Source organism: Enterobacter sp. EC_50 (assembly GCF_019584525.1).
In the GTDB taxonomy this organism is placed as follows: domain Bacteria; phylum Pseudomonadota; class Gammaproteobacteria; order Enterobacterales; family Enterobacteriaceae; genus Enterobacter; species Enterobacter roggenkampii.
This window is the reverse complement of the sequence record NZ_VDAF01000003.1, coordinates 240,573-247,958: the sequence shown is the minus strand read 5'-3', so window position 1 is coordinate 247,958 and position 7,386 is coordinate 240,573. Positions and strand designations below refer to the sequence as shown.

Genomic DNA, 7,386 nt, shown 5'->3' with positions numbered 1-7,386 from the left:
TGACTGATGAGTACATCATGCTGGAAGAACAGGATGATGGCCTGGAGGCCATCATCTTCAACGGAATAACGCTTGCGTACTACGACCGAAAAACCCAGAGTGTGGTGCGGATAGAGTAAAAGTGTTACCTATGTTCCCGGTCTGATCTGTCACCTATGTATCCGGTCATACAGATGCGCCACCGGGGAAAAGAAAGGTTACTGCTGCGCGAGCTGATTGCGGCGATACTCCCCCTGCCGCTCCAGCATCCAGCCAGGATATTCCCGCGGCAGCGCGCTCACCGCATCAAGCTGCTGAAGCTCGTCTTCGCTGAGAAGGATCCCGGTGGCGGCAATGTTGTCGTCCAGCTGTTCAACGCGTTTCGCGCCAATGATGACGCTGGTCACCGCTTTCTGGTGCAGCAGCCACGCCAGCGCGATTTGCGCGACGGAGACGCCCTTGCTTTCGGCGATAGTGCGCATCACGTCCACGCAGTCGAAAGCGCGATCTTTGTTCACCGGCGGGAAGTCAAACTCCAGACGACGACCACCGGCTTCGCTCTGCCCGTCGCGGCCATATTTTCCGCTCAGCAGGCCGCCTGCCAGCGGGCTCCAGACCATCAGCCCGACGCCTTCGCTCTGCATCATGGGGACCAGCTCGCGCTCAAGATCGCGTCCGGCGATGGTGTAATACGCCTGGAGGGATGCGAAGCGCGCCAGCCCGAGGCGCTCGGAAATGCCCAGCGCTTTGGCAATCTGCCACGCCGCCCAGTTCGAGACGCCGATATAGCGCACGTGGCCGTGCTGCACCAGGTTATCCAGCGCATACAGCGTCTCTTCAATCGGCGTGGCCGGGTCGAAGCCGTGCAGCTGATAGAGATCGATATGATCCAGCTGCAGGCGGCGCAGGCTCTCCTTCACGCTGCTGATGATGTGATAGCGCGAGCTGCCGCGCGAGTTCACTCCTGCCGTTCCCGTTTCGCCAAATACTTTAGTGGCGACTACCACGTTCTCGCGCGGAATTTTCAGGTTTTTCAGCGCCTGGCCGACGATCGCCTCCGAACGCCCTTCCGAGTAAACGTCCGCGGTGTCGATAAAGTTGATCCCGGCATCCAGCGCGCGGCCCACCAGCTGTTCTGCTTCGCTTTGCTGGAGCTGACCAATCTTGCCCCACATGCCGCCTTCACCGCCGAAGGTCATGGTGCCGAGGCAGAGTTCAGAAACGAACAGTCCGGTATTGCCCAGTTTTTGATAACGCATAACGCTTTCCTCGCATGTCGATTGGGTGTCTGTTAGTTATACCCGCCCCTCTGCCATCGCGAATGTGGCGTTCCTGTCCGTTTCTTGCCCAATCCTCTGAATTTTTATCCGCGCGGGGCGTCGCCAAAGACGCTGTAGTCCGGCAGTTGCACCTGCTGATACGGCTCCCAGCCGCCACCGAGCGCCTTGTAGAGCGCCACCAGATCGAGCGCGCTTTGCACCTGCGCCTGCGCGCGCTGCTGCTCGGCCTGCGCCAGCTGTCGCTGAGCGTCCAGCACGTCAATGAAGCTGGCGATCCCCTGGCGGTAGCTGTCGCTGGCTAAATCAAAGGCGTTTTGCAAAGCGTCGATCGTTTTTGCGAGACCCGCTTCACGCTGCTGGTCGGTGCGATAGCTCACCAGCGCATTTTCGACATCGCCGAGCGCGGTGAGCACCGTCTGCCGATAGTCCAGCACCGCGGACCCCTGCTGCGCGCGCGCCACCTTCACGCTGGAGACCAGTCGACCGCCCTGGAAGATGGGGATGGAGACCTGCGGGCCAAAGCTGTAGAAGTGGCTGCTCCAGTCGGTCAGCCAGTTGGTTTCGCTGTTGCGCAGGCCAAACTGCCCGGAGAGGGTAAAACTCGGGAACAGCTGGGCCACCGAGACGCCAATCTGCGCCGTGGCGGCATGAAGATTCGCCTCCGCTTCGCGCACGTCCGGACGGCGTCGCGCGAGCGTAGACGGAATGCCGGTTTGCACGATATCCGGCAATGCGGGCATCGGCTGCACGCTTTGTAACTCCGCATCCAGCGCCCCCGGCGGCTTGCCAAGGAGAATTGCCAGACCGTTCATCGCCTGCCGCGCCTGCGCCTGGTACTGCGGCAGCTGCGCCTCCAGGTTACCCAGCTGTGCACGCGCATTTTCTACATCCATCTGCGGCGACAGCCCGCCGCGCTGGCGGCTTTCGGTCAGATCCAGCGTCTGCTGCGCGCTTTTAATCTGGGTGTTCAGCGTGGCGATAATGCTCTGCGCCCCGCGCAGCTGGAGCCACGCGCGCGCCACTTCCGCCTCCAGCGACACCAGCGCGTCGTTACGCTGCTCGATAGCGGCTTTCTGCTGCGCTTCGGCGGCTTCCACCTGTCGGCGCACCTTGCCCCAGAGGTCAATTTCCCACTGGGCGTCGAAGCTGCCCTGGTAGAGGTTGATCGGCTGCGTCAGGGGGCCTAACGCGCCCCGCAGCTCAGGATCGACATTATCCAGCTGGTCATACACGCCGTGGGATTTCAGCTCCCCTTCCAGCCCGAGCTGCTGGCGCGTCGCCTGCAGATTGCCGTTCACCGACGGGTAAAACGCCCCGCCCGCCTGGTTAATCTGCTCGCGCGCGCCGGCGATGCGCAGCACCGTCTGCTGCAGCGTCAGGTTTCCGGCGATGGCGCGCTCGACCAGGCTGTCGAGCTGCGCCGAGCCGAAGGTCTTCCACCAGCGCGGGTTGGTCGCGGCGGAGGTCGTCTGCGATTTTACCCCGCTGTCGCCCTTATCGTTCCAGTGCGTCACGGCAGGCGGCGCGGGCGGCTGATAGTCCGGCCCGACGGCGCAGCCTGCCAGCAGCATCATTATCATCAGGGGGTGTAAACGTCTGTGTATCATCAATGTGCTCCTGCACTCCCCTCGCTCTTAACCGGCGAGAGCAACAAACAAAACGGAATCAATAGCAAGGCCACGGCGCTCAGAAGGGTGAAGACGTCGATGTAGGCCAAAAAGCGCGACTGCTCGATCATGGTCTGGTACAGGCGTCCGGTGGCAATCCCGGTGGGATCGCCCACCTGGGTCGTGAAGTTCTGGATCGCCTGGGCGCTTTCGCGTATTGCCTGCTGAAACTGTTCGTTAAACGGCGAGGCGTGGTACGCAAGGTGCGCGCTATGCGCCTGAGACCGTTCGGTGATGGCCGCCGTCGACAGCGAGATCCCGACCGAGCCCGCGACGTTACGGAACATAGTGAACAGCGCCGCCGCGTCGGCATTCAGCCGTCTTGGGATCGAAATAAAGGCAATGGTGGTCAGGGGCACAAACAGGAACCCCAGCCCCAGCGACTGGGCGCTGCGGAACAGCACCAGGGTTTCAAAGTCGATATCCGGGGTCAGCGTGCGCGACCAGAAGAACGACACCGCCAGGCAGGTAAAGCCAAAGGCGATAATCCAGCGCGTCTGCACCACCGGCATCAGCTTCAGCACCAGCGGGATCGTTAATACAATCAGCACCGCCCCGGGCGACAGCACCAGCCCGGACCAGGTGGCGGTATAGCCTAAATCCTGCTGCGCCAGCTGGGGGATCACCACCGAGCTGCCGTACAAAATCATCGCCATCCCCGCCATCAGCAGGCTGGAAATTGCAAAGTTGCGGTCCTTCATGCAGTGCAGATCCACCACCGGTTTTTTGGCATACACCAGCCAGTAAATGGCACCGATAATGCCGATTAGCGTTAACACGGCGAAGGTACGGATAAAGTTCGAGTAGAACCAGTCCTCATCTTCTCCCCGGTCAAGCATCACCTGCAGGCAGCCCAGCCCCAGCGCGATCAGGCCGATCCCCGTCCAGTCGATGGTCAGCTTCTCTTTTGATTTGCTCTCCCACGGCGGATCTTCCAGCAGCTGGTAGATCGCCAGCACCGTAACAATCCCCACCGGGATATTGATGAAGAACACCCAGCGCCAGGAGTAGTTGTCGGTGATCCAGCCCCCCAGCGTCGGGCCGAGGACCGGTGCAACGATAATCGCGATGGAGGAAAGGCCGAACGCTTTGCCCCTGTCCTCCGGCTTGAAGTAGTCGAGCAGTACCGACTGCTGCGTGGGCTGCAGCCCGCCGCCAAAAAAGCCCTGCATCACGCGGAACAGGATGATCTGCCACAGCTCGGTGGCGATGCCGCAGAGGAACGAGCAGACGGTGAACATGACGATGCAGATCAGGAAGAACTGCTTGCGGCCAAATACCCGGCTCAGAAACGCCGAGATGGGCAGCACGATGCCGTTCGCGACCAGGTAGCTGGTTAATACCCAGGTGGATTCGTCATAGCTGGACGAGAGCGAACCTGCCACGTGGGGCAGCGCCACGTTCACGATGGTGGTGTCCAGAATTTCCATAAACACCGCCAGGGTGACGACAATCGCCACCGCCCACGGATTGCTGGCGGGCTTCCAGCTGTCGTGGCTGTGATCCGTCATTCCACCGTCACCTTCGGCGCGACCGACAGCCCCAGCGGCAGCGGTTTGTTCGGATCGAGCCCCTTATCAATCACGATTTTCACCGGCACGCGCTGCACAATTTTGACAAAGTTACCGGTGGCATTTTCAGCCGGGAAGGCGGAGAAGCGCGAGCCGCTGCCCTGCTGGATACTGTCAACGTGGCCCTCAAGCGCCATATCCGGCCACGCGTCGACCGACACGGTGACTTTATCACCGGGCTTCATGCGCTCAAGCTGGGACTCTTTGAAGTTCGCCACCACCCACACGTTCGGCGAAACCAGCGAGAACAGCGCCGTACCCGCCTGCACCAGCGTACCGGGCTGCACGTTGCGTTTGGTGACAAACCCGTCGAACGGGGCGCGAACTTCGGTGTAAGAGAGGTTCAGATTGGCCGTTTCCAGCTGCGCTTTGGCCTGTTCGACCTGACGCTCGCGCGCTTCAACGTTGGTTTCCTGCTGGCGGATTTGCAGCTGTACCTGCTCTGCCACTTCCAGCTGCGCCTGGGCGCTGGCCAGCCCCGCCTGGGCGCTGCGCAGTTGCGCATTCGCGGAATCAATGCTTTGCTGGGTGGTTGCCCGCGGGTCGACGCCGCGCTGGCGACGGTACTCCGCCTGCGCGTTCGCCAGATCGGCCTGCGCTTTTAACACCTGCGCTTTGGCTTCGTCACGCTGGGCGGGATACTGCACTTTTGAGAGCGCCAGCTGCGCCTGAGCCTGATGCAACTGCGCGATGGCCAGCCCAAGCTGGGCCTGAGCCTGATCGCGCTGCGCGGTGGTATCACGCGGATCGATGACCACCAGCAGATCGCCTTTTTTCACGCGCTGGTTATCGCGCACCCGCAGCTCGGTGACGTAGCCTGCCGTTTTCGGGGCAATCGTCACCACGTCGCCGTCGGTAAAGGCGTCGTCAGTCGTCTCTTCGTTACGGGTTAAAAACCACCAGACCAGCGCCACGACGACCATCACCACCACGACAATGCCGAGGATAATTAACGGTTTTTTGCCCGGGCGCTTACGCTCATTATTGTTTTTGTCCTGCTCGTCAGCAGGCGGATTTTGATCTTCAGCCATAGTTCAGCAACAGTCCTGTCAGTGAGCGGCATCACACTATGCCGTTCACTAAAGCTAGGACGTTGCTATACGTTTGCCAGGAAAAACTGACAAATTGCGCACTATATGAGAAGGAATATTCCGAAACCGATCGCCGCGGCCCAAACCAGCATCGGGATTGACCAGAGATGGAAGCGCCACCAGATGCGGCGATCGTTGGCCATGCGCAGGGCAATCAGGTTGGCCAGCGAGCCGGGCAGCAGCCCAAACCCGCCGATATTCACCGCCCAGGCCAGCAGCGTGTCCGGCGGAACATAGTTGAGCAGCAGAATGGTGGAAGGCACGTTGCTGATAAACTGCGACAGGCCAATCGCCGTCAGCCACAGTCCCGGCTGAGACAGCGTGCTGACGCTGTGGAGCACGTTTTGCAGCACCGGAAGCTGGATAAGCAGATGCACATCAATAAACATCACCATAAAGACCAGCAGCAGCGTCCAGTCCACGCTGACCAGCACGCGCCGCGCGAGGACGACAAAGCCCGCGGCGACAAGCAACACGCCCGCCACCTCATACTTCAGCTCCAGCGCGAACAGAAAGACGATATATAACCCGAGGCAGCTCCAGACCAGACGCGGCTGCCACTGCGGGCCCGTGGTGCCGCTGTGGTACTGCAGTTTTTTATCCGGAAACGCAAACCAGCAGACCGCCAGCAGCGACAGCATCATCACCAGCGCCAGCGGCGCCATCTGCCAGGTAAAAGCGGCGAAGGACAGCCCGGAACGGCCCCAGAGGAGGATATTTTGCGGGTTACCGATGGGCGTTAACAGAGAACCGGCATTAACGGCGAGCGCTTCGAAGATGATCAGCCTGCTTACCGGGATCTCGCAAAGCTTACGCAGCGTGAGGGTGAGGGGCACGATGATAAACAGCGCCACGTCGTTGGTCAGAAACGTCGACAGCACCGCGGCGGAAAACACCATAAACAGGGACAACCTGCGCTCGGTGGCAAAGCGGCGCACCATTTTACGGCCCAGAACGTCAAAATAGCCGCTCAGCTCAACCCCTTTGGTGAGCATCATCAGGCCGCTCAGGGTAATGATGGTGCGCCAGTCAATGGCAGCGGGCCAGGCCTGCGGCGCAAACGGCACAAAGAGGCTTAACCCTGCGCCAATGAGTAATAAGAGATGGAAGAAACGATCGCGTGTCAGGGCCTGCAGTCCAGGGATTTTCATTCAGCGGAGGGACCATATTTAAGGGTAAATTCGCGAAACTTCACCAGCGTCTCTTCGCTGACGTGGTGTTCCATGCCTTCCGCATCCCGGCGGGCAATCTCCGGGCTGACGCCCAGCACCAGTAAAAAATTCTCGACAAGCTGGTGGCGCTCGCGGCTCTCCTGCGCGAGTTTCTCCCCTTCCGGCGTCAGAAAGACCCCGCGCCAGGGGATCATTTCAATTAGGCCCACGGAGGCGAGACGTTTTAACATTTTTGCGACAGTTGGCTGCGATACCCCCAGCCTGGCGGCCATATCGACCTGACGCGCTTCCCCGACCTCACGAATCAGATCGGAAATGAGTTCAACATAATCATCAATCAGTTCACGCCGGTGCGCTTCTCGGACCTGGCGAAAACCTTCGACATGCTCTTCAACATTCACCAGTTGCGTCGTTTTTTTAATGGTTGGCTTACCTGCGCGACGGTTCATTGTACTTCCTCAGTGGGGTGACGCTTCCAGCGCCCGGTATCGAGAGCGCACATTGTAAACCATCCCTCCACAAGCACAAAAAATTAACGAAATAGCCATAGCTATACAATATAGCCTGTGCTATATCTGTATGTAATGCAGTCACCCTTCACGGATCGAAGGGATCAAAAATGAGGA

At 60.0% G+C, this 7,386-nt stretch carries 6 protein-coding genes; all 6 read right to left on the bottom strand.

Annotated features, from left to right (window positions below; all coding sequences use genetic code 11):
- Positions 1-197: 197 nt before the first annotated feature.
- Entirely contained in the window at positions 198-1,238 is a 1,041-nt protein-coding gene (locus tag FHC48_RS04500) for an aldo/keto reductase (protein ID WP_059363002.1), read from the bottom strand.
- 104 nt (positions 1,239-1,342) lie between these two features.
- On the bottom strand, positions 1,343-2,866 hold the full coding sequence (locus FHC48_RS04495) for an efflux transporter outer membrane subunit (RefSeq protein WP_059363001.1): 1,524 nt from the start codon (positions 2,864-2,866) through the stop codon (positions 1,343-1,345).
- A complete protein-coding gene (locus FHC48_RS04490; protein WP_008501179.1) occupies positions 2,866-4,437 on the bottom strand; it encodes a DHA2 family efflux MFS transporter permease subunit in 1,572 nt (523 codons plus the stop codon). The genes FHC48_RS04495 and FHC48_RS04490 overlap by 1 nt, the downstream gene beginning before the upstream one ends.
- The gene (locus FHC48_RS04485) at positions 4,434-5,528 is read right to left on the bottom strand and encodes an HlyD family secretion protein (RefSeq protein ID WP_021240968.1); all 1,095 of its coding nucleotides are present in this window, start codon (positions 5,526-5,528) and stop codon (positions 4,434-4,436) included. Before FHC48_RS04485 ends, FHC48_RS04490 begins: the two co-directional genes overlap by 4 nt.
- A 101-nt stretch (positions 5,529-5,629) precedes the next feature.
- Complete coding sequence (locus FHC48_RS04480) at positions 5,630-6,739, bottom strand: anion transporter (RefSeq protein ID WP_055322262.1); 1,110 nt, start codon at positions 6,737-6,739, stop codon at positions 5,630-5,632.
- On the bottom strand, positions 6,736-7,209 hold the full coding sequence (gene mntR / locus FHC48_RS04475) for a manganese-binding transcriptional regulator MntR (RefSeq protein ID WP_008501176.1): 474 nt from the start codon (positions 7,207-7,209) through the stop codon (positions 6,736-6,738). The genes FHC48_RS04480 and mntR overlap by 4 nt, the downstream gene beginning before the upstream one ends.
- Positions 7,210-7,386 lie beyond the last annotated feature (177 nt).

Bases quoted from the DNA above. Each gene is read 5' to 3' on its own strand.
- FHC48_RS04500 (WP_059363002.1), bottom strand. From the start codon at position 1,238: ATGCGTTATCAAAAACTGGGCAATACCGGACTGTTCGTTTCTGAACTC.
- FHC48_RS04495 (WP_059363001.1), bottom strand. From the start codon at position 2,866: ATGATACACAGACGTTTACACCCCCTGATGATAATGATGCTGCTGGCA.
- FHC48_RS04490 (WP_008501179.1), bottom strand. From the start codon at position 4,437: ATGACGGATCACAGCCACGACAGCTGGAAGCCCGCCAGCAATCCGTGG.
- FHC48_RS04485 (WP_021240968.1), bottom strand. From the start codon at position 5,528: ATGGCTGAAGATCAAAATCCGCCTGCTGACGAGCAGGACAAAAACAAT.
- FHC48_RS04480 (WP_055322262.1), bottom strand. From the start codon at position 6,739: ATGAAAATCCCTGGACTGCAGGCCCTGACACGCGATCGTTTCTTCCAT.
- mntR (WP_008501176.1), bottom strand. From the start codon at position 7,209: ATGAACCGTCGCGCAGGTAAGCCAACCATTAAAAAAACGACGCAACTG.